This is a genomic window from Methanohalophilus sp. (assembly GCF_030156785.1).
Classification (GTDB): Archaea; Halobacteriota; Methanosarcinia; order Methanosarcinales; family Methanosarcinaceae; genus Methanohalophilus.
The window spans coordinates 65,890-86,494 of record NZ_JASGLW010000009.1; the positions used below are offsets into that span (position 1 = coordinate 65,890).

At 41.9% G+C, this 20,605-nt stretch carries 21 protein-coding genes, 1 tRNA gene, 1 pseudogene and 1 CRISPR repeat array; of the genes and pseudogenes, 15 read left to right on the forward strand and 8 right to left on the reverse strand.

Annotated features, from left to right (window positions below):
* Nucleotides 1–82: 82 nt before the first annotated feature.
* The 5 genes from PWQ49_RS06345 to PWQ49_RS06365 all read left to right on the forward strand — a co-directional run bounded on the left by PWQ49_RS06345 (nucleotide 83) and on the right by PWQ49_RS06365 (nucleotide 3,202).
* Nucleotides 83–343: a Gar1/Naf1 family protein gene (locus PWQ49_RS06345; protein ID WP_300609108.1), complete on the forward strand. Its 261-nt coding sequence runs from the start codon at nucleotides 83–85 to the stop codon at nucleotides 341–343.
* A 55-nt stretch (nucleotides 344–398) separates the two neighbouring features.
* Entirely contained in the window at nucleotides 399–1,412 is a 1,014-nt protein-coding gene (locus PWQ49_RS06350; RefSeq protein WP_300609110.1) for a transcription initiation factor IIB, read from the forward strand.
* A 59-nt stretch (nucleotides 1,413–1,471) separates the two neighbouring features.
* Nucleotides 1,472–2,083: a LysE family transporter gene (locus PWQ49_RS06355; RefSeq protein ID WP_300609112.1), complete on the forward strand. Its 612-nt coding sequence runs from the start codon at nucleotides 1,472–1,474 to the stop codon at nucleotides 2,081–2,083.
* Entirely contained in the window at nucleotides 2,065–3,075 is a 1,011-nt protein-coding gene (locus tag PWQ49_RS06360) for a class I SAM-dependent methyltransferase family protein (RefSeq protein WP_300609114.1), read from the forward strand. The genes PWQ49_RS06355 and PWQ49_RS06360 overlap by 19 nt, the downstream gene beginning before the upstream one ends.
* 55 nt (nucleotides 3,076–3,130) lie before the next feature.
* Nucleotides 3,131–3,202, forward strand: a tRNA-Thr gene (locus PWQ49_RS06365).
* A gap of 349 nt (nucleotides 3,203–3,551) precedes the next feature.
* Here the strand turns inward: PWQ49_RS06365 and csa3 are convergent.
* Nucleotides 3,552–4,151: a CRISPR-associated CARF protein Csa3 gene (gene csa3, locus PWQ49_RS06370; protein ID WP_300609116.1), complete on the reverse strand. Its 600-nt coding sequence runs from the start codon at nucleotides 4,149–4,151 to the stop codon at nucleotides 3,552–3,554.
* 360 nt (nucleotides 4,152–4,511) lie between these two features.
* On the opposite strand from csa3, the gene cas3 reads away from it, so the two are divergent.
* The 8 genes and pseudogenes from cas3 to cas2e all read left to right on the forward strand — a co-directional run bounded on the left by cas3 (nucleotide 4,512) and on the right by cas2e (nucleotide 13,196).
* On the forward strand, nucleotides 4,512–7,292 hold the full coding sequence (cas3, locus tag PWQ49_RS06375) for a CRISPR-associated helicase Cas3' (protein ID WP_300609118.1): 2,781 nt from the start codon (nucleotides 4,512–4,514) through the stop codon (nucleotides 7,290–7,292).
* Between the two features lie 12 nt (nucleotides 7,293–7,304).
* Nucleotides 7,305–8,891 (forward strand): annotated as a pseudogene (casA, locus tag PWQ49_RS06380) (type I-E CRISPR-associated protein Cse1/CasA).
* Between the two features lie 64 nt (nucleotides 8,892–8,955).
* Nucleotides 8,956–9,438 (forward strand): type I-E CRISPR-associated protein Cse2/CasB, encoded by a 483-nt coding sequence (gene casB, locus PWQ49_RS06385; RefSeq protein ID WP_300609151.1) that lies wholly within the window; start codon nucleotides 8,956–8,958, stop codon nucleotides 9,436–9,438.
* A gap of 19 nt (nucleotides 9,439–9,457) precedes the next feature.
* Complete coding sequence (gene cas7e / locus PWQ49_RS06390; protein ID WP_300609120.1) at nucleotides 9,458–10,567, forward strand: type I-E CRISPR-associated protein Cas7/Cse4/CasC; 1,110 nt, start codon at nucleotides 9,458–9,460, stop codon at nucleotides 10,565–10,567.
* 20 nt (nucleotides 10,568–10,587) lie between these two features.
* Complete coding sequence (cas5e, locus tag PWQ49_RS06395; RefSeq protein WP_300609122.1) at nucleotides 10,588–11,334, forward strand: type I-E CRISPR-associated protein Cas5/CasD; 747 nt, start codon at nucleotides 10,588–10,590, stop codon at nucleotides 11,332–11,334.
* Entirely contained in the window at nucleotides 11,325–12,005 is a 681-nt protein-coding gene (gene cas6e, locus PWQ49_RS06400; RefSeq protein WP_300609124.1) for a type I-E CRISPR-associated protein Cas6/Cse3/CasE, read from the forward strand. Before cas5e ends, cas6e begins: the two co-directional genes overlap by 10 nt.
* Nucleotides 12,006–12,013: 8 nt before the next feature.
* A complete protein-coding gene (gene cas1e, locus PWQ49_RS06405) occupies nucleotides 12,014–12,934 on the forward strand; it encodes a type I-E CRISPR-associated endonuclease Cas1e (RefSeq protein WP_300609126.1) in 921 nt (306 codons plus the stop codon).
* On the forward strand, nucleotides 12,915–13,196 hold the full coding sequence (gene cas2e, locus PWQ49_RS06410) for a type I-E CRISPR-associated endoribonuclease Cas2e (RefSeq protein WP_300609128.1): 282 nt from the start codon (nucleotides 12,915–12,917) through the stop codon (nucleotides 13,194–13,196). The genes cas1e and cas2e overlap by 20 nt, the downstream gene beginning before the upstream one ends.
* A 122-nt stretch (nucleotides 13,197–13,318) precedes the next feature.
* Nucleotides 13,319–15,916: a CRISPR direct-repeat array (repeat unit 28 nt; unit sequence GAGTTCCCCACACACGTGGGGATGAACC).
* 260 nt (nucleotides 15,917–16,176) lie between these two features.
* Here the strand turns inward: cas2e and PWQ49_RS06415 are convergent.
* Nucleotides 16,177–16,335: a hypothetical protein gene (locus PWQ49_RS06415; RefSeq protein WP_300609130.1), complete on the reverse strand. Its 159-nt coding sequence runs from the start codon at nucleotides 16,333–16,335 to the stop codon at nucleotides 16,177–16,179.
* A gap of 312 nt (nucleotides 16,336–16,647) precedes the next feature.
* Here PWQ49_RS06415 and PWQ49_RS06420 point away from each other — a divergent pair, with 312 nt between their 5' ends.
* Nucleotides 16,648–16,869 (forward strand): hypothetical protein, encoded by a 222-nt coding sequence (locus tag PWQ49_RS06420; protein WP_300609132.1) that lies wholly within the window; start codon nucleotides 16,648–16,650, stop codon nucleotides 16,867–16,869.
* Entirely contained in the window at nucleotides 16,853–17,137 is a 285-nt protein-coding gene (locus tag PWQ49_RS06425; protein WP_300609134.1) for a type II toxin-antitoxin system RelE/ParE family toxin, read from the forward strand. Before PWQ49_RS06420 ends, PWQ49_RS06425 begins: the two co-directional genes overlap by 17 nt.
* 263 nt (nucleotides 17,138–17,400) lie before the next feature.
* Here the strand turns inward: PWQ49_RS06425 and PWQ49_RS06430 are convergent, their stop codons facing one another.
* The 6 genes from PWQ49_RS06430 to eif1A form a co-directional block, all read right to left on the reverse strand.
* On the reverse strand, nucleotides 17,401–17,580 hold the full coding sequence (locus PWQ49_RS06430) for a hypothetical protein (protein WP_300609136.1): 180 nt from the start codon (nucleotides 17,578–17,580) through the stop codon (nucleotides 17,401–17,403).
* A gap of 4 nt (nucleotides 17,581–17,584) precedes the next feature.
* Nucleotides 17,585–17,791, reverse strand: a complete 207-nt coding sequence (locus PWQ49_RS06435; RefSeq protein ID WP_300609138.1) for a hypothetical protein — start codon at nucleotides 17,789–17,791, stop codon at nucleotides 17,585–17,587.
* A 324-nt stretch (nucleotides 17,792–18,115) separates the two neighbouring features.
* Nucleotides 18,116–18,517 carry a fasciclin domain-containing protein gene (locus tag PWQ49_RS06440; RefSeq protein WP_300609139.1) on the reverse strand — a complete coding sequence of 134 codons (402 nt, stop codon included), beginning with the start codon at nucleotides 18,515–18,517 and terminating at the stop codon, nucleotides 18,116–18,118.
* Between the two features lie 10 nt (nucleotides 18,518–18,527).
* Nucleotides 18,528–19,070: a KH domain-containing protein gene (locus tag PWQ49_RS06445; protein ID WP_300609141.1), complete on the reverse strand. Its 543-nt coding sequence runs from the start codon at nucleotides 19,068–19,070 to the stop codon at nucleotides 18,528–18,530.
* A 26-nt stretch (nucleotides 19,071–19,096) separates the two neighbouring features.
* A complete protein-coding gene (locus tag PWQ49_RS06450) occupies nucleotides 19,097–19,894 on the reverse strand; it encodes a serine protein kinase RIO (protein WP_300609143.1) in 798 nt (265 codons plus the stop codon).
* Nucleotides 19,891–20,208: a translation initiation factor eIF-1A gene (gene eif1A / locus PWQ49_RS06455; protein ID WP_300609145.1), complete on the reverse strand. Its 318-nt coding sequence runs from the start codon at nucleotides 20,206–20,208 to the stop codon at nucleotides 19,891–19,893. Before eif1A ends, PWQ49_RS06450 begins: the two co-directional genes overlap by 4 nt.
* Nucleotides 20,209–20,605 lie beyond the last annotated feature (397 nt).

Below are 20,605 nucleotides of genomic sequence, written 5' to 3' on the forward strand. Positions count from 1 at the left end.
TTAAAGAGATTGCGATACATTTATATATGATAATTCTAATGTATTTATACCTCCAAATTGCCTTATATATGGGGAAGGATTTATGAAACGTCTTGGGACAGTATCCAGCATTGAAGGTAACGGAAAACTTGTCATTCGGGCAGCTGAAGGTTTTGCATCTGGTTCTCTGAAAGATATGCCACATATAGGTTCTATTGTGATGGATCAAAATGTAAGACGCATTGGTAAAGTGTCATCTGTTATCGGATCGGTTTCCAATCCTTATGTAATAGTCAAAGTCGCAAAAAATGTTTCATTTTCCAAACTTAAGGCTTGTCTTAACCAGAAATTATATGTGAAGTGAGAAAGTCGGGGCTTTATTTTGGATTCCAAGTTGTTCACAACTATGAGGAACTGATATGGTTGAAGTTGAAAGAGTAAGATATTCTGATACGTCTGCAAGGGAAAAAATGCGTGCAAAGATTAAAGCACGCAAAGAGCAGGAAAAGAGTTCTGAAGTAGAAGAAAAGGTACTTGAGTGCCCGGAATGTGGCAGTCATAACCTTGAGCAGGACTATGAGCGGGCTGAGCTTGTCTGTGCCGACTGTGGGCTTGTAGTGGATGCTGATTTTGTGGATGAAGGGCCGGAATGGCGTGCTTTTGACCATGATCAGAGAATGAAGCGTTCGCGTGTGGGCGCACCAATGACTTATACCATTCATGACAAGGGTCTATCGACCATGATTGACTGGAGAAACCGCGATTCCTACGGGAAATCCATTTCCTCCAAGAACCGTGCACAATTGTACAGGTTGAGAAAATGGCAGCGCCGTATCCGTGTGAGCAACGCTACGGAAAGAAACCTTGCATTTGCATTGTCCGAACTTGACAGGATGGCTTCGGCACTTGGTCTGCCTAGAACTGTGCGTGAAAACGCTGCAGTTGTCTACCGTAAGGCGGTTGACAAGAACCTGATTCGCGGACGCAGTATTGAAGGCGTGGCCGCAGCAGCTTTGTATGCAGCATGCAGGCAGTGCAGTGTTCCAAGAACTCTTGATGAAATCGGAGAGGTTTCAAGGGTAAGCAGGAAAGAAATCGGTAGGACATACCGTTTTATTTCCAGGGAATTGTCCCTCAAGCTTATGCCAACTTCCCCAATTGATTATGTGCCTCGTTTCTGTTCGGGATTAAACCTGAAAGGTGAGGTGCAGGCAAGAGGTGTGGAAATCCTGAGGCAGGCTTCGGAGAAAGAATTAACCAGCGGTCGCGGGCCAACAGGTGTTGCTGCAGCTGCAATTTACATTGCATCTATTCTTTGCGGTGAGCGCAGGACACAGCGTGAGGTCGCGGATGTAGCCGGTGTAACTGAAGTAACTATCAGGAACCGCTACAAGGAGCTTGCCGAAGAACTGGATATTGAAATTATTCTTTAATTAACTCGTCTGGAGAGGGATGCGTTTATCATCCTTCGTCCTGTTTTTCTTTTCATGCTATGCTTGAAGTCATTGAGATGCTTACCATCGGTTTTATTGTGGGTCTCGCGGGTGCGCTGGTTCCCGGTCCCATGTTACTTGTAACAATAGATGGAGCATTGAAAAACGGGTGGATGGCGGGTCCGGTGGTTGTGGCGGGTCATGCGGCTATAGAATTGGTCATTTGTATCCTGATAGTTCTTGGAATGGCCTCGCTAATAGGTGAACATGAGATGTCAATTATTTCTGTTGCAGGTGGAGTTGTATTGTTTGCTTTTGGGATTCTCACAATCATGCAGGCCCGTAGTTCTTCCCGGCTTGTGCAGAAAGTAGATGGAATTGTTTCCAACCCGTTTTCTGCAGGTGTGCTTTCATCAGCTTCCAATCCTTATTTCTGGATATGGTGGCTGACGGCAGGCAGTGCACTGGTATTGCGTGGCCTTGAGATCGGATTGCTTGCAGCAGTTTTCTTTGTGGTAGGTCACTGGATGGCGGATCTGGGATGGTTTACTGTTGTTTCGGTTTCAATGAGCCGTGGAAAGCAAATGATTTCGGATGTAGTTTACCGGAAAGTACTGTTAGGTTGCGGTATTTTCCTGATGGGATTTGGAGCATGGTTTGCAATGGGGTGATTATTCTGGAATGCTTGTGTGTAAAAGTTAAGAAAAGATCAGGGGAGTCTGTAAGAGCGGTTCTTTTTGAACAGGATTTGCTTGACAATTCATTCAGGATTGCTGCTGACGGTGATTATCTTTATCTTCCTATAAAATCCACTCCGGATGAATCTCTTTTTACCCATCCGGTATCGGTTGAGTATCATGAATGTGAGCCTCAGCAATCGCGGCCGACTCTGAAAGATATGCTTGGCTATGCACCGTCCTTTGAGATTGTAGGAGACATTGCGATAATCGATTCAGATGAACCGGAGGCTGAGAAAGTGGCACGTGCCCTGCTAAAGTTTCGGCCCCAACTTAAGGCGGTTCTTGGGGAAGGGCCTGCCATTGAAGGAGAATTCAGGGTTCGTCCCATGCGTTTTATCGCAGGGGAAAAGCATACAGAAACAATTCATAAGGATCATGGATGCCTTTATGCGCTGGATATTGCAAAGGTGTACTTTTCTCCAAGACTTTCCACAGAGAGGCAGCGGATTGCCGATCAGATAGGTCCAGATGATGTGGTTGTGGATATGTTTGCAGGCGTGGGACCCTATAGTATCCCGGCTGCAAAACGATGCAGGAAGGTCTATGCTGCCGACAAGAATCCAGAAGCTGTGAAATTCCTGAAAAAGAATGTGGAATTAAACAAGCTGGATAACATGGAGGCAATGGAGGCCGATGCCCGCGATCTGCCTGAGATCCTCGGACAGGTTGCCGATCATGTGATTATGAACCTGCCCCACAACGCATCGGATTTTCTGAAAGAGGCGATAGCTCTCACAAAACCAGGCGGTGTAATCCACTATTATGCCATGGCACATGAGGATTCTCTCTTTGGGCCATCTATCGATATTATAAAAAAAGCTGCAACCGATGCGGGCAGGAGGGTGGAAGTGGTTGAAACCCGCACAGTCCGATCCTATGCACCACACCAGTATAATATCTGTATTGATGCCCGGATTGACTGATATATAAGCGAAATCATTAAATCCTTGTATTCGTACTTTCGATAGCCTCGTTTTTGCCGTCGTGGCTTAGTGGTATAGCGGCTGATTCGTAATCAGCAGGCCGGGGGTTCGAATCCCCCCGACGGCTAATTATCCCGAGATTCAAACATTATAAACTTATTTTGTGATTTGGTGTGATGTATATTTTATATTAGGTTAAGTGTGAGGTGTAAATAATGCACAATATTCAAGATTCAAATAATAATTGTCAGTTACAATTCCTGATAGCATAGTAGATCTAAAGGGCTGGAAAAAAGGAACAAATCTTAAGTTTGTTAAAGTTTATTCCTGCCGGTGATCATGGTTGTCATTCCCCTACCTTTAAGAAATACAACAATGATTTTGGTGATCCCTTGAGTCTTTTATTTGGGATAAGGGATTTTTCTGCATCTTATTGATAGCAACAACTACTTTCTTGCCACATCAACCTATATTTCTCAGATTACAGCAATCTTTCCCGCATCAGTTATCGAATAGCCGTCTTTCTCTTCGATATATCCCATGGTCTTGAGTTCACGCAGGTGGTTGTATGTCATTCCTTTTGAGATTCCAATGTTAACTGCAATGGTCTTTACCGACTTGATGCCCGACTGGATCTGTTCAAGAATTAGTTTTTTTGTGTCAGAAATATTAAAACTCAAGATAGGGAAATCAATGATGAAATTGTCTTCCTCAGTGACATATACTATCTTCTTTACCATATCACTTCTGGCATAAGATCCAAAGAGAGCGCCGAATGCCTGCGGTTTCCTACCACCGGAAACATTCACGATTATTTCGTTTCCTCGTGCGTATTCATCTTCTATCAAGTTTGCCACGTCCTGAGCTACGCGCACGGTGTCGTAGAGGGATGTTATCTTCTTTTCAATCTCTATTACCTTCCCAAATGTAGCTTCCAGCATCTGTTCAGCCTGACGTTTTTTTTCTACAGTTCCATCTTCGGTTAGGATGATGAGTTTGGAAGGGGATAGGCGAGTCACACATGTGATTACTGGTTCGATAGCGTAGAGGGTAGTAATTAGGGTTAGGTTGGACATCAGATTTACTTTATTGGTTAGGAGTTTATATTGCTTCCTATATATGATGCATATGTTTTTGTAAATATCTACTACCATTAATTATATATCCAACGTTTACTTATCTACATTATATGTCATCAAGCACTCATGCAGATCTTGATCATCGTTTCGAGATGCCTATAACCTTAGAGAATAATAAAGAATGTATAAGATGATAATTTCTGGACAAAAATTATATTACCTATCAAATCGATTTATTTCAATAGTTTATTTGTTGGAAGGGATTTTTGATAACATTACTTTCATTTAATTTGGGAGTACAAAATAAACGGAACGCAATTACAATAGCCTTGTAGCAACAAAAAGGGAGGTTGGATCATGGCTGGCAAAGTTGAGAAGCTAATGTATCTTAATTGGGGCAAATCCATATCATCAGGAGAGGGGGATAATCTTGATTATCATTTACTTGTTTACCATTGTCTGGATGTTGCAGCGGTTGGAACTACCCTATTGGAAAATGATAAGCTATTGTTAGAGAAATTCAAAGAACATATTCCATTAGACGATGAACAAATCATCTCATTGGTGTCGTTCTATCTTGCAATCCATGATTTGGGCAAATTTTCAGAGAGATTTCAAAATCTTCAACCAAATTTACTAATTTCTTTAAGAGGGCATGATAGCAACAGAAGTTACACTCTTCGGCATGATAGCATGGGTTTTTACCTCTGGAGAACGATCTGGCAAACTGTATGGAACGAGAACTGGCTTTGTCTGGACAAAAGTACCTTTAATTCATTAGATTGGAATGATATTATACTCCCGTGGATTAAATCAGTAACAGGACATCATGGTAATCCTCCAAAACCATATATGGACAATGGCATTGCAGTGAATCAAAATGAATTGTTTACTGAAGAAGACCTTTCAATGGCAAGTTCATATGTACAAAAAGTATCATCTTTGTTATTGAAAGATGCTTTCAAAGGTCTCTCTGGGCCTGAGGGCTATGAATACGAATTTGAAGATTTGGAAACTGCATTCAAGAGTACTTCATGGTTACTTGCAGGTATTGTAATAGTAAGTGATTGGATTGGTTCTTCAAACGAACAGTTTGAATATTTATCAGTTCTTTTTCCTCTGGAGGAGTATTGGGAAAAATACGCTTTGCCTTCAGCAGAAAAAGCGCTGAACAATTCGGGTATTTTGCCTTCAGTGATTTCACCGAGTACTGGAATGGATATTCTCTTTCCCAAAATCGATGTTCCGAGTCCAATGCAAGATCATATATCGAGCTGTCCCATTGCAGATAGTGCTCAACTCTTCATATTGGAAGATACTACAGGAAGTGGCAAAACGGAAGCTGCTTTATGTTTGGCTCATCGTATAATGGCAAAGGGTATTGCAAACGGGATTTATTTTGGTCTGCCAACAATGGCAACTTCTAATGCAATGTATGGAAGGTTAATGGATTCTTACAAAAAGTTGTATGTACCTAATTCCCTTCCTTCACTTGTGCTTGCGCACGGTCAAAGTCATCTATTGCATGTTTTCAGCAAATCTATTGATACTGAGGTCCACGAAAGTAGCAATTATGGAGATGCTTCATCAAATGATGCTACTGTTTCTTCACAATGCTCTACATGGATAGCTGACAATCGCAAAAAAGCTCTGCTTGCTGATGTTGGTGTAGGAACTATTGACCAGGCTTTGTTGGGAGTTCTTCCTTCAAACCATCAATCACTGAGATTACTGGGTTTGTCGCGCAATGTCCTGATAGTTGATGAGGTTCATGCGTATGATCCATATATGCATAGATTGCTATGCAGTCTTTTGGAATTCCATGCATCATTGGGTGGTAGTGCAATTCTTCTCTCTGCTACGCTACCGGTAAAACATCGTCAGGAATTGGCATCCCACTTTTGCCGTGGACTCGGTTGCTCAGTGGATGCTATTTCCAGTGACAAATATCCCCTTGTTACACATGTTTGCGAAAGTGGTCTATCGGAAATTCAAATAGAACCTCGTGTTGGTACGGAACGTACTGTCAATGTTGAATTTTTCAATGATGAGTCATCTGTCAGAGAAAGACTTGTGAAATGTTCTATTGAGGGGAAGTGTTGTTGCTGGATTCGAAACACTGTTGATGATGCGATTGAATCATACGATATACTTGTATCTGAATTAGGAAGCGATTCTGTAATTCTTTTCCATGCAAGATATGCAATGGGAGATCGTCTGAAAATTGAAAATGATGTTCTTAGTGCATTCGGAAAAGAAAGTGATGTTCAGAAACGTAAGGGTAAAGTGCTAGTAGCAACTCAGGTAGTAGAACAGTCTTTGGATATAGATTTTGACTACATGGTTACTGATCTTGCTCCAATTGACCTTATCTTTCAGAGAGCCGGTCGTTTACAACGCCATTGTCGTGACAAAAACGGAGCTCTAAGTGATCGTGATGAACGGGGCACTCCACTTCTTGGAATCCTTTCTCCAAAATTGGGCGGGGACATCTCATCAGACTGGTATTCGGATATGTTTCCTAAAGGGGCATATGTTTACCAATCTCACGGACAATTGTGGCTTACTGCTAATTTGCTTGCAGAACGTGGAAAGTTCTGCATACCGGATGAAAGTCGATATTTCATAGAGTGTGTTTTTGGCAAAGATGCTGGTACCAAAGTTCCCTCAGAATTGAAAGTTCTTGATGAACGTGCATATGGGGATTCAATGGCTCAAACCTCAATGGCGAATTTCAAATCTCTAAATTTTTCACAGGGTTATGAGCGTTCGGGTACACAATGGCTGGATGATGTTGTAACTCCAACCCGTCTTGGGGAATCGGTGAACATTCATCTTGCACGGTTTGAAAATGGGATTCTTGTTCCGATGGTAAAATCTGATAGGTTTTCATGGGAAATGAGCCAGTTAAGTGTTAGCGGCGGTCGTATCAGGTACTCAGACGACTATGACAAGGAAGTTAATGAGTTGATCCAGAAAGCTCAGGATTCAATGAAAGACAAAGGTAAGTGGAGTATATTGATTCCTATGTTTTCAGATGATGGGATTAACTGGAAGGGTACTGCAAAAGACAAATACAACAGGCAAGTCAAGTTAGTTTACAATTCGGAAATTGGTCTTTGTCTAAATAAAGAATAAGAAGGTAATACCATGGTATTTAATTTGATTCATGAAAAATGGATATGGGTAAATAGGCAGGATGGTAAAAGGGAAAAGATAGCTCCATGGGAGATTACTGACAAATTAGATTCGAATCCTGTTATTTCTCTGGCTGCACCACGCCCAGATTTTAATGGTTCTCTGATCCAATTTCTGATTGGATTGGTACAAACTACTATGTCTCCTAAAAATGAAAGGGAATGGAGGAAACATTTTATCAACCCTCCAACAACGGATGATTTGCAAGAAACATTTGATAATGTGTCCAATGCTTTCAATCTTGATGGTGAAAATGAGCGTTTTATGCAGGATTACGATTCTTTTGAAGGGGTTGAAAATCGTGTAGATTTGTTGCTTATGGAGATGCCAGGTGAAAAAACTATTAAAGATAATACCGACCACTTTATAAAAAGAGATACAGTCTCGCAAATGTGTTTTTCTTGTTGTGCAACTGCATTATTCAATTTACAATTAAATGCTCCCACGGGAGGGCAGGGTCATCGCACTTCACTCAGAGGTGGTGGTCCTTTGACTACTTTGGTCTTGGGAAATAATTTGTGGCAAACAATATGGTTGAATGTCATTTCAGAAGATAATTTTGAACGATTGGGAAATATTGACAAAAATGCAATAAGCGATATTTATCCGTGGATGGGTCCCACTCGCACAAGTGAAAAGAAAGGAATGGATACGACTCCCATGGATGTAAATCCCAAGCAGATGTATTGGGGAATGCCACGTAGAATCAGTATTGATTTTTACGATCTTAAAGAAGGCTTTTGTGATGTATGTGGTTGTGAGACAGATAGACTTGTTTCCCGTTATGTTACAAAGAATCATGGAATAAACTATGAAGGAGGTTGGTGTCATGTTCTGAGTCCATATCGTGAAACAAAAGATTCTATAATATCACTACATCCGAGACCTGGTGGCATAACCTATCGCCACTGGCTGGGTCTGATTCAAAATGACCCTGAAAATGGGTAGCATCCTTCTTTGTCTTTTGAACGATTTGTCGGCAAACAGTTGGATTTGGCAAATTTGGATGACGTATTGCAACGTTCTCCTCAACTATGGGCATTCGGTTATGATTTCGATAAAATGAAAGTCCGTTGCTGGTATGAAAGTATTATGCCTTTATTCAATGTTCCTGAGAATATCAGGTCCACTTATGAATCCATTGTATCTCAATTGATAAAGACTGCTGAAATTATCGGTGATAACACAGAAAGGTGTATAAAACAGGCATTATACGGCAAAAATCCGATTAGAGGGGATATCTCCTTTATAGACGCCAGCTTCTGGCATGATACAGAATCCAAATTTTATAATGTACTCAATCAATTAATCCCTATACTGAAAAATAATTTGGATGCCATTGATCTGAAACTACAATGGGTTAGAAGTTTGTCACAAGTATCTGAAAGATTGTTTGATCAATATTCCCAATCCATGCAATTCAGTGTAGTTGATCCTGAAAGAATAGCTTTAGCTCGCAGAGATCTTAGAAGATACAATTACGAAGGTGGTAAGAAAATAAGAGATACTCTGGGGTTGCCTGAAAAATCTAAAAAATAAATGTTTGATTGTACTATAATTGTATTTGAAAAGGTGATTGGAATTGACTATAAAGAAAAATTCGTTGGACAAGAATCCAGAAGCGTGTCAAGCTTTACTGACATGGTGGAAGGATTTGGACAATAATCGAGGGGATAGAGCCGATCTTCGCAGGTGCCACAGCATTGTGGATGTAGTTTTTAATCCTGCATACCACAAATTGTGGTTGGCTCTGAACAAGCTCGGCTTTGGAAATAGGGATTCTGTTGCAGTAATTGCCGGAGTATTGGTTCATGTGAAAAATCATCAGGCAGGGGAATCATTTGCTGCTCAAATGGCGAGTACCAAAGATGGTTCAAATACACAGGTTAGTGGATTAAGGTTTAAAAGACTGTTAAAAATCAAGGATAAGGACGAATTATTTAGTTCAATTGTTCGAATTGTCAAGTTAATGGATGGAAACGTCAATGTTTGCAATCTTGCGAACAGTCTCTACTGGTGGAATGATATCACAAAGAAAGAATGGGCTTACAGTTACTATGAAAAGGCACCTAAAACTAAAATTTAAGGACTTAGGAGAAAATAAGATGACTAAATTTATACAAATACACACGCTCGTATCGTATCCCCCATCCAATTTGAATCGTGATGACTTGGGAAGACCAAAGACTGCCGTTATGGGCGGGACTCAAAGACTCAGGGTCTCTTCACAGAGTCTTAAAAGAGCATGGAGGACATCAGACACTTTCAAAGAAAGTCTTGGTGACCACATAGGAATTCGTACAAAACGCATGGGTATCAGTATTTTCAAAGCATTGACAACAGGCAGACGTCTGATAGATATTGTGAATAACAATGTTGATGCGGTTAAGGTTAATCCAGAAGTGTCCGAAAAAGAAGCAAAAGAGTGGGCAAAGTCAATTGCAGGGGTATTTGGGAAATCTAAGAAAACGGATAGTGATGATGCCTTGGTAGATCTTGAAATAGAGCAACTGGCACATTTTAGTCAGGAGGAAATATCAGCAATTGATGACCTAATCGCTAAAGTATCAGCAAGTGGAAAATCTCCTTCAAAGGAAGATCTCAACCTTTTGAGAAAGGATCACACTGCTGTGGATATTGCCATGTTCGGGCGTATGCTTGCATCCGACACTAAATTTAATACTGAAGCTGCTGTACAGGTTTCTCATGCTATTACTGTCAACGAGGTTGCAGTCGAGGATGATTATTTCACTGCCGTGGATGATCTGAATAGAGGTGAAGAAGATATGGGCTCAGCCCATATCGGAGAAACGGAATTTGCTTCCGGTTTGTTCTATACTTATGTTTGTGTTGATTGTGAACTTCTGGAAAACAATCTTGGTGGGAATAAGGATCTTGCAAAAAAGGCTTTATGTGCATTAGTAGAGTCAATAGCAAAGGTATCTCCTACGGGAAAACAGAACAGTTTTGCATCAAGGGCATATGCATCATACATGATGATCGAGAAGGGTACTCAGCAACCACGTTCACTTTCGGTTTCATATCTGGAATCGATTAAGGGGAGAAACATGTTAAAAAATGCCATAGAGTCTCTCAAGCAGACAAATGAAAAGATGGAACAAGTATACGGTAATTGTTGTGATGAAAGGCTGGAAATGAATGCTTATACAGGTGAAGGTAGTATGGATAAAATGCTGGAATTTGTAAGCAGCTAAACATCAAGGAGTCGATTGGCGTGAAAGATTATTTGATTTTCCGCTTATACGGTCCAATGGCTTCATGGGGTGACATCGCAGTAGGTCCTTATAGACCTAGTTTTGATCACCCTTCAAAATCAGCGATATTCGGTCTGTTGGGAGCAGCTCTAGGTATTCGTAGGGAAGAAGAAGAAAAGCAACTGGAATTAGCTTCTGCTTATCATTATGGAGTTATTATAAACTCTTCTGGGTTTATGCTTCGTGATTATCACACATCTCAGGTTCCTGCTTCTGGTAAAGGTAGAAATAAGAAGAAATTTTTAACAAGAAAAGATGAACTTGCCGTTCCCAAGTATGAATTAAATACTATCCTTTCGACACGAGACTACTATTGTGATGGGCTCTACACTGTGGTTCTTTATTCGAGAACAGAGAATCCACCTTATTCTCTTGAAATAATCAGAAACAGTCTGAAAAAGCCTTCATTTTCGATGTATTTGGGAAGAAAATCATGTCCTTTGGCACTTCCTCTTGACCCTATGATAATATCTGCTCCCAATATGAAAGAAGCACTTGCAAACATTGAGTTTAACGATGGAGCTTTTGTGGGAAAATTAATTGATAATGATATTTGCAGACTCTATTGGGATGATCCTGAAGAAAATATTTCATTTGAGCATAGTATTTCCCGACGTGATAACGTATTGAGCCGGAAAAGGTGGCAGTTCTCAGATAGGAAGGAATACTATTCAATGGTGAATTGGAGGAATGATGCATGTACATGAGTAGAGCAAAACTTCTTCCAATTGCAGTTTCAAATAACGGCTTATGGAAATACATGGGAAATAATTATAATGTCCATCGGCTGGTCTGGTCTTTGTTTTCGGGAGGATCAGACAATACAAGGAATTTCTTGTATCGGCAGGAATCAAATGGAAAGCTACCAACTTTCTATATTGTATCTGAGGAAAAACCTGATGACAAATCTGGTTTATGGGATCTTGACATAAAGCCATATAATCCGGTTTTAAAATCAGGGCAGAATCTTTATTTTTCAATTCGTGCAAATCCAATAGTTTCAAAAAGAGATGAGAATGGAAAGCAGCATCGCCATGATGTAGTAATGGATGAAAAGCTCCGCATAAAGAAAGAGAACCCAAATAAAGTGTGTATGGATGTTTCTGAAATAGTGCAAAATAAGGGGGTTGAATGGCTACAAAAGAGATCAGATTCTTATGGTTTTTCGATTGATACTAACCGGGTCCGTGCGGATGGGTATAAGAGCCACAAGTTCTATAAAGCAAAGGGAAAACATTATATCAATATCAGTACGATTGATTTTAATGGGATTCTGACGATTAATGATCCGGAATTGTTCAAAAAGGCTCTTTACCATGGGATTGGTCCGGCAAAAGGTTTTGGTTGTGGTTTACTTCTTGTTAGACCGGTTCGCTAAATTGAGGAGTGTTTGACCTGCTTCCAAAGTTAAAGCCTATTACAATCAAAGAACGATTGTCCCTACTATTTCTTGAGAGGGGTGAGCTTGATGTAATAGACGGTGCCTTTGTGCTTGTAGATAAGAATGGTGTGCGTTCACAGATTCCTGTGGGTGGAGTTGCCTGTCTTATGCTGGAACCGGGCACGAGGGTGTCACATGCTGCAGTGGTTCTTGCGGCCCGGGTTGGTTGCTTGTTGATATGGGTGGGTGAGGCAGGGGTGAGATTGTATTCGGCTGGCCAACCGGGAGGTGCACGTGCTGATAGATTGTTGTATCAGGCAAAGCTTGCTCTGGATATGGATCTCAGGTCGAGGGTAGTTCGCAAAATGTATGAAATGCGATTTAATGAGTCTCTATCGGACAGTTATAGCATTGAGCAAATGCGTGGAATGGAGGCTGCACGTGTTAAGAAGATGTATATGATGTTTGCTCAACAGTATGGTATTGAATGGAAAGGAAGGAACTATGATCCAAATGATTGGAATAGCGGCGATGTGCAAAATAGGTGTTTGAGCTCAGCAACTTCATGTATATATGGGGTGGCAGAGGCAGCAATTCTGGCGGCGGGTTATTCTCCTGCAGTAGGTTTTATTCACACCGGAAAACCCCGCTCTTTTGTTTATGACATTGCTGATATATTTAAGTTTGAGACGGTAGTCCCAATTGCTTTTCGTATTGCATCAGAAAAGCACACCAATTATGAAAGAGCGGTTAGGATAGCTTGCAGGGATTCATTTAGAGAGTCCAGATTGTTGAAGAAGATTATTCCTACGATTGAAGAGATCCTTTCTGCAGGTGGAATTGATCTTCCGCCCACTCCAAATGAGTCTGTACCTCCTGCTATACCAAATGAAAGGAGCATTGGTGATGTTGGTCATCGTGCTTGAAAATGCACCCTCACGTTTACGTGGTCGTTTGGCTGTATGGCTATTGGAAGTAAGGGCAGGAGTTTATGTTGGTGATTATTCTGTAAAAGTCAGAGATATGATCTGGCGTAATGTCGAAGAAGGTCTAGAAGATGGAAATGCAGTTATGATATGGGATTCCCGAAATGAGTCGGGTTATGATTTCATAACACTTGGCAGAAACCGGCGCATCCCTAAAGAGATGGATGGCGTAAAGTTAATATCATTTTTACCAGATGAATGAATGGGTTGAGGTTTATTTATGATACGGAATTGTGCGTACACACTTTTATACTGTTTTAATACTGTACAATTAAGTTTGATTGAAGGAAAGTCTTTTCCGTTTCATCAAATAAATATGCCACAGAGTTCCCCACACACGTGGGGATGAACCGGCGCAGCCTCGTACATCATCTCAAAGATCATAGAGTTCCCCACACACGTGGGGATGAACCGGGAGTTTTGTTCCGTTGCGAAGTTTCCCGATGGAGTTCCCCACACACGTGGGGATGAACCGTACACCCAAACCACCGATAATGCCTGAAATTAAGAGTTCCCCACACACGTGGGGATGAACCGTCAACATTAACAGTTATCTCCTTTAGCTTGTGGGAGTTCCCCACACACGTGGGGATGAACCGTTCGGCCGGCAGTACGCATTCGATGTATTGATGAGTTCCCCACACACGTGGGGATGAACCGGTTGGGTTGGATGCGGATAAACCGATCAACCCGAGTTCCCCACACACGTGGGGATGAACCGTGATATACTAAAACACCGAACATTACGCTTTAGAGTTCCCCACACACGTGGGGATGAACCGGATTAGCTGGAGATCTTGTAATAGGGGGGATAGAGTTCCCCACACACGTGGGGATGAACCGGCTCCCAGGACTATTGACTATATAATGGATATGAGTTCCCCACACACGTGGGGATGAACCGTTATTGTAACACTCATCAATGATTTGGAAAACGAGTTCCCCACACACGTGGGGATGAACCTAGTTGCTGGAAACTCTAAGGTCAGCATCCCTGGAGTTCCCCACACACGTGGGGATGAACCGATGGCAGGCGAGTTTTTCAAACAAAAAAAGGAGAGTTCCCCACACACGTGGGGATGAACCGTTGCAGGGTATGGCGTAAGCGTAAAAGTAAGGGAGTTCCCCACACACGTGGGGATGAACCGTTACAACGAGTGCTTGGCTGATTCTGCTTACTGAGTTCCCCACACACGTGGGGATGAACCGTGGTGAGAAACCCACTTCACTGCTACGACCAGGAGTTCCCCACACACGTGGGGATGAACCGCATTAGCAGATGTATCCATACCCCCGGTAATTGAGTTCCCCACACACGTGGGGATGAACCGTTGCAAACGGAGTAGCTGGTTTGGATGTAAATGAGTTCCCCACACACGTGGGGATGAACCGCAGAGGGGATTTCCGCCAATTCACGTATAGATGAGTTCCCCACACACGTGGGGATGAACCGTGGAATTCTCTTTCCGCTGCAACAAAACGCAAAGAGTTCCCCACACACGTGGGGATGAACCGGGGGCCCTTTAATGTTGGATAGCTCGGACGCCGAGTTCCCCACACACGTGGGGATGAACCGGGGCCCTTATGCAGGATTACCCACACAGTAACGAGTTCCCCACACACGTGGGGATGAACCGCAATACGTGGGTGTTGTCGATCTGGTGTACTGCGAGTTCCCCACACACGTGGGGATGAACCGATCCACGTATGAGTCAGCATTGAAAAAATGGGGAGTTCCCCACACACGTGGGGATGAACCGCACCAACGTATCACCCGCTGACATCTTCCATAGAGTTCCCCACACACGTGGGGATGAACCGTAACACAAAAAATCCAGATCATGATCAAACCAAGAGTTCCCCACACACGTGGGGATGAACCGATGCCACTGATATCACCAAATGTTTGTTTTGAGAGTTCCCCACACACGTGGGGATGAACCATAGCTCCGAATGCTAAAGGGGTCAGAGGTACTGAGTTCCCCACACACGTGGGGATGAACCGCAATGCATGGGTATTGTCGATCTGGTGTACTGGAGTTCCCCACACACGTGGGGATGAACCGTTATCGCATAAATCAAAAACCGATTTGTTCACGAGTTCCCCACACACGTGGGGATGAACCGTGTGGGAGACCAGTATATAGCCACCGATTCGAAAGAGTTCCCCACACACGTGGGGATGAACCGCGCTTGCAATCGGTGCCGGACAGGACGGAGCAGAGTTCCCCACACACGTGGGGATGAACCGCAGAGGGGATTTCCGCCAATTCACGTATAGATGAGTTCCCCACACACGTGGGGATGAACCGCGTTATCTGTAGTTTCATTCAAAACCACCTTTGAGTTCCCCACACACGTGGGGATGAACCGGCTATCGCTATCGGTGCGGGGCAAGATGGTGCGAGTTCCCCACACACGTGGGGATGAACCGCACATATTTACAATCCTGATACCGATTCATATGAGTTCCCCACACACGTGGGGATGAACCGTCTGCCTTTGGCATTTCCCTAAATGCAACCTCGAGTTCCCCACACACGTGGGGATGAACCCAGACTCTAGCTCATGAAATAGGCCATGCAAAGGAGTTCCCCACACACGTGGGGATGAACCGAAAAATTGAATTACAGCCACACAAACCAATTAGAGTTCCCCACACACGTGGGGATGAACCGAGCTAAAAAATATGATTAAAGGTTGTGTCGCTGAGTTCCCCACACACGTGGGGATGAACCGGAATTTTAGGTGAGAGGGTTAGATTTGGACGCGAGTTCCCCACACACGTGGGGATGAACCGGTTATGTCGCTAACCTAAATGCAAACGATTATGAGTTCCCCACACACGTGGGGATGAACCGGTTTAGGGTTAGGCAGTGAAGCCCGTCTAGCAGAGTTCCCCACACACGTGGGGATGAACCGGTAGATCTACTAGGCCGTAGGAGGTCTATTAGTTGTCAATGTAGATATTCGAATTCAAGATCCACTATAACAAGGATTGAAACGCAACTTCGAGAAGCTGTGATTCCTTGGAAACACCGCAGTATGCTGCAGAATTTATGGCGTCCACAGCTTCACAGGAAAGCCCTTCGGAGGTAGCCCATACAAAAGGATCTCGAACAAGGACTTTGCATTTTACCTTTCTCTCGGATTATCTGGTTGATAGTTATAATGCCGTTTGTTCATGTTTCGGCACCTGATTCAAGTGCTTCCTGCGCCAAGGTTATAGGCTTTGCCGTTTGCATCGTAGGCTTTCTTCCCACCTTGCAGATGGGGAGTGTGACAGAATTGCCTTCGATAATCGATGTTTCGGATAGAACAGTTGATTGTAGGACTGGCATACCGTAGGCTGTCACTGTGGAGTATTTAAAGGGAAGTTAAGGAACTGGACCATCTCTTGTCTAATTTGGGCCATTTTTGGAATGATACCAATGGTTTTGAAGTGTTTGAAGCCGTAGCAGACTGATTACTAAATTATAAGTAGTTATAAGTTATTATATATTACTATTAATTAACTATAAATATTATTAACTTCTTATAATGAAAAGCTTCTAGTCGCAAAAGACCAGAAAACCACAAAATAAACACAAAAGAAAATTAAAAATTAATCCCAAAATAAAGTTAAACTCAAAAAACAAAAGGAGTTGGCAAAAGTGAATGCAGAAGCAACAACTATCCCCATAACAAAATCGATTCGGGACAGGCTGAAAAGCTTTGGTCAAAAAGGGGAAACCTATAGCGATATTCTTACACGCATGATGGATTCGATCGATAGAGACGAATTTATGGATCGAATGTACCGGCGGCTTGAAGAAAAAGATCAGTTTGTCTCACTCGATAGCTACGAGAGCGAGTTAAATGGAGTACAAAATTGAGATACACACCGAAGTTCAGAAATTTTTGAATGCACAGGACAGCAAAACGCAGCACCGTCTAATTAAAGGATTAAAACGGTTGAAAAACGATCCTCTATCGCATGATATCAAAAAGCTGAAAGGCACAAAAGGAAGACCGGATTTATATCGTTTACGAATTGGAAATTACAGAGCTATTTTTTCTATTGAAGATGATACCGTCAAGGTTATTGAAATAATACCTCGCGAGAAAGGTTATGGGTGGCTTGCCCTTCTACTCGTAGCCTGATTTTCGGTTATGGGCGCAGCTTATCGCTCACTCATTCACCGGGTTTTGTAGACATTCACGGGGGAGCAACAAACGGAAAATCAACTTTAGAATGTTTTTTCATTAACCACATAATTATAACAAAAATAGCACCAACCAACATAAAATCAGATTTAGTGGCAAGGTTACTCCAACGGAAGGGGACAATATAGCAATGAATACCAATTGCAAGTAATAATACAGGAAGTGGATCTTTAAAAGTATATGGGGATGAAACAATATTTTCACTCTTCCATCGGCTCGTATTGGATTCCGTTGTCACCCTTATACGGTTTGTGATGGTCGACGTCTCCCCAAAAAATCTTCTCCGGGATACCGTCTGGATAGGCTTTACACTTCCACCAGCCAAGAATTCCACGATTTAGGTGCTTACATGTATCACACAGTGGTGGTTCTCCGATCATGATATCATTCCTCAAACTGCTCTTTCATCCAGTCTCCAAACTCCTTTGCAATTGGACGGGGGGACGGGTTGTTCATGTATTCGGACCATAATTCCGCTATAAATTCTCTATCGTTTACAATAGCATAGCGAGATACACCTTCACTAATTTTATCTGCGTTTTTATTCGTAAAGAAGTTTGCCACTTTTTCTAGTCTATAATTCGAATTCAAGATCCACTATAACAAGGATTGAATCTACCCCTCCACCTTTTCATTCTACCTTACAATATTCACAAAATCATAGCAATATAAATCAAAAGAAGGGTTAGTGGAATCAGTCTCACAAGGATGTTATAAGCCAGTCCGGTACAATCATCATTTAGCAGGTTTATGGTTTCAGCTTTCTGGCTTTTAAAACCTGCACTGGCTTTTGAAATGATGTTGATTGCTTTTTTGATAATATTTAATAGTTTTTCGTGGTGGAAGGATGCTAAAAGTAAATGGGTTGTATAGATAAAGATCCAGATTATTCGACTGGAATATAAGGATTTGAATTTATGGTAGTAGGATATCTTCAATAGCTTGTATTATTCCATTGGAACACTCGATATCAGGTTTTATAATTGGAATATTTTCAACAAAGATTTTTCCATTTTTATTTTTGAAATGAATGCTTTCCCCGTTCATTGTCTGGAGGGACTCAATGTTGCTAAGATCTTTTGTATTGTATTTACCCTCTACTATGTGATAGTTGATGATATTCAAAAGATACTGCTTATCGTCAAATGCCTCTTCGATTACATCTTCCGGAATTGGAACAAATGCTTCATCAGTAGGGGCAAAAACAGTGAAATAACCATCTGAAGAATATTTTTCCACAAGCCCAAGTATTTCTGCTGCATTCAACAAATTTGTGAAAATCCCCTCACCTTTTGCAGTAGCTATTAAGTCCTGCATTTTTACACCCTTAACTTTCGTAGTAGTCAAGTTGTGATTGTACAAGTTCACGATGCTTCTTCTCAAGGAAGCTATATACTGTTCCGTGATTTGCTCCTTCTACAAGCATCTCTATTGCTGTATGGACTATACGGTTTTGATCCGGAGTTCCAATGATGCTGACTGTTTTTCCATAAATGGAAATCTTAACGCCGATGAGGCTTTCTGCAATTTCGCGTGTTTTTCCGCCCTTTCCAATAATTCTTCCCTTAAGCCTGATAAGTTCCTTTGGGGTTGAAGCCTCATGGGATAAATCTATGATATCGAGCATAAGCATATCATCATCAAAAAGTGCAAGAGCCTTATTTGGGTTGAATCCTCTGCTTATTGCCTTGACAACTTCGCCTGCTCTCAGGGAACCCAGAGGATCTTCTCCTTCTATTATTTCCACGGTTCCGTTTTCACTATCGATATTAAGCTTGGAGGAAGACTTTTCCTCTATAAGTTTTTTTGTTTCTCCCTTTGGACCGATGATGGCTCCAATCCTGTCTTTTGGAACTTTCAGGTGTGTCATGTAATTCACCTTCGTAAAGATTGTATTTAATCCTCTGGATCGTTTTTTGTTTTCAACATTTTGTACAATTGTTCATCCGTGGCTTCAATTCCGTATTTTCGGAAATAGCGGGTCAGATTTTTCAGGTCTCTCTTGAGGAATGCATCCGCACTGGGGTGCTCAAGGGTGACTGCCTGTCCCATATCTATAATATAAGGTTCAAGGGTAGAAGGATTAACAAGTATGTTGTATTCACTAAGGTCCCCATGTACCAGATTCGCTTCGCTGTAGAGCAAATTCAGGTATTTAAGGATTGTCTCAAACATCTCTTTGGCATCTCCTTTTTCAAGATGGATGTACTTGAGGGGAGGAAATGCCTTTTCTTCTTCACCGATAAATTGCATCACTAGTATGTTGCGATAGGTTGTTATAGGTTTTGGAACCCGGATGCCCACTTCTTCTGCACGAAGCAAATTGCGGAATTCCTTGCGAGTCCACGCAAAGACCACATCCTTCTTTTTGTGGCGAATGCTCTTAAACCTTGGGTCGCCGAGTATATATTCTTCCATCGCTCTGAATGTGCTTGTGGATATCCTGTAGATCTTTATTGCAAGATCGAAGTCTTTTCCTTCTGCAAGGAATACATTAGCTTCCTTGCCTGTGCTAATAGGCCCTCCCAACGCCTCAATGACACCTTCTTTTGAAAGGTGGTAGAGGGATTTGAGGGTTGCCTCATCAAATACTGCATCTTTTACCTTGAGGCTATTGGAATCCTTTTGGCGAATTCGCATCTTGTCGATGTCGCTTTCGATTTTCCGGAGGTGTTTTGGGATGGATTTTCTCATGTTTTACCTCCAAAATAGCCTTTATCTTGAAGCCATTCATACTCTTGTCGTGTATATTTCCATATTATGTCTGCTTTTGTATCCTGGAAGTCCCAGGGGACTGCAATAACCAGATCGCCAACTTTCAGCCATGTATCGTTTTTCATGGAGCCAATAATTCTTCCTATTCGGATTACTCCATCCATGCAGTTGAGCCTGACACGGTTTGCCCCGAGCATACTTTCCACTGTTGCGAGCACTTCTCTGTTTTCTTTTCTTGGGAGGCGTACCTTTAAACGATCTTTTTCTCCCGGGGATTTATTATTTTCTGGCACTGGCGATCATCCATTCAATGTATTTTTAGAATGATGCGTTACGTTCCTAATATTTATTTATCTTTTGTGTTATTCTCATAGCTTCAAATCATCTATTTGATATTTTTAACTTTGCATTATATTTTTACAACGAAACTTTTATATAGGAGTATGAATATGTTAGGAGCCCACACAGATGAGTTGTATGGAATTGCAACTAATTCTGTGCGAAATGGTATGTATTTGAGCACTTCAAAAACAAAGTGCACAAGCCTTATATAGGAGATATGCATACCAATATTCCCCGTGCTCTGCGCGGATTAAATTCATGGAGACAGGAACAATATTCTCCTGTCTGACTAGTGATATGGCAGTTCGATTAATTCTGATTCGGTATTGATACAGAATTAATGGAAAA

Excerpts from the sequence above, each read along its gene's own strand:
- PWQ49_RS06430 (WP_300609136.1), bottom strand. The coding sequence starts at position 17,580 with ATGATCGGAGAACCACCACTGTGTGATACATGTAAGCACCTAAATCGT.
- PWQ49_RS06345 (WP_300609108.1), top strand. The coding sequence starts at position 83 with ATGAAACGTCTTGGGACAGTATCCAGCATTGAAGGTAACGGAAAACTT.
- cas6e (WP_300609124.1), top strand. The coding sequence starts at position 11,325 with ATGTACATGAGTAGAGCAAAACTTCTTCCAATTGCAGTTTCAAATAAC.
- PWQ49_RS06440 (WP_300609139.1), bottom strand. The coding sequence starts at position 18,517 with ATGCAGGACTTAATAGCTACTGCAAAAGGTGAGGGGATTTTCACAAAT.
- csa3 (WP_300609116.1), bottom strand. The coding sequence starts at position 4,151 with ATGTCCAACCTAACCCTAATTACTACCCTCTACGCTATCGAACCAGTA.
- cas2e (WP_300609128.1), top strand. The coding sequence starts at position 12,915 with ATGTTGGTCATCGTGCTTGAAAATGCACCCTCACGTTTACGTGGTCGT.
- cas3 (WP_300609118.1), top strand. The coding sequence starts at position 4,512 with ATGGCTGGCAAAGTTGAGAAGCTAATGTATCTTAATTGGGGCAAATCC.
- PWQ49_RS06450 (WP_300609143.1), bottom strand. The coding sequence starts at position 19,894 with ATGAGAAAATCCATCCCAAAACACCTCCGGAAAATCGAAAGCGACATC.
- PWQ49_RS06445 (WP_300609141.1), bottom strand. The coding sequence starts at position 19,070 with ATGACACACCTGAAAGTTCCAAAAGACAGGATTGGAGCCATCATCGGT.
- PWQ49_RS06415 (WP_300609130.1), bottom strand. The coding sequence starts at position 16,335 with ATGCCAGTCCTACAATCAACTGTTCTATCCGAAACATCGATTATCGAA.
- PWQ49_RS06355 (WP_300609112.1), top strand. The coding sequence starts at position 1,472 with ATGCTTGAAGTCATTGAGATGCTTACCATCGGTTTTATTGTGGGTCTC.
- PWQ49_RS06425 (WP_300609134.1), top strand. The coding sequence starts at position 16,853 with ATGGAGTACAAAATTGAGATACACACCGAAGTTCAGAAATTTTTGAAT.
- PWQ49_RS06360 (WP_300609114.1), top strand. The coding sequence starts at position 2,065 with ATGGTTTGCAATGGGGTGATTATTCTGGAATGCTTGTGTGTAAAAGTT.
- cas7e (WP_300609120.1), top strand. The coding sequence starts at position 9,458 with ATGACTAAATTTATACAAATACACACGCTCGTATCGTATCCCCCATCC.
- PWQ49_RS06350 (WP_300609110.1), top strand. The coding sequence starts at position 399 with ATGGTTGAAGTTGAAAGAGTAAGATATTCTGATACGTCTGCAAGGGAA.